Source organism: Rhizobium ecuadorense, from assembly GCF_001187535.1.
GTDB lineage: Bacteria > Pseudomonadota > Alphaproteobacteria > Rhizobiales > Rhizobiaceae > Rhizobium > Rhizobium ecuadorense.
Window position 1 is genome coordinate 1 of sequence record NZ_LFIO01000991.1, and the last position, 429, is coordinate 429.

Consider the following 429-nt stretch of genomic DNA (forward strand, 5'->3'; position numbering starts at 1 on the left):
GGACCGCTTAATCCCTTGGGTGCCCGCGGGATCTATCTCTACAAGGGCGGGACCGACACGCTCTATCGCATTCATGGAACGAACGAGCAGTCGACGGTCGGCGGTTTCGCGTCATCGGGCTGTTTTCGCATGAGCAATGCCGACGTCATCGATCTCTATGCGAGGGTGAAAGTCGGTTCCACGGTCATTGTAAAATAAGAGTTCAGAGGCGGGAAACATGGCGAACGGTATCATGGGGCGTTTCTACAAGCAGCGGGAACCGGAAAGCCGGGAACATCTGGAGGCGGCCGAACTGTCTTTGGTCGGCGCAGTTGAGAACATGCCTGCCCAACCGGCCTCCGACAGCGCCACGGCGAGTGGCGAAGAGGCTTCGTTCGGGCCGGACATGGTTTCCGAGCGGGTCAATCTGCACCGCTACCTGCTCGATCG

At 59.2% G+C, this 429-nt stretch carries 1 protein-coding gene and 1 pseudogene; both read left to right on the top strand.

Going from position 1 to position 429, the window contains the following annotated elements:
- On the top strand, positions 1–198 hold a 198-nt coding region (locus AF337_RS18335), incomplete at its 5' end, for a L,D-transpeptidase (protein WP_152971128.1).
- Positions 199–217: 19 nt separating this feature from the next.
- Positions 218–429: pseudogene (locus AF337_RS18340) on the top strand (CpaF family protein); the annotation flags it as partial.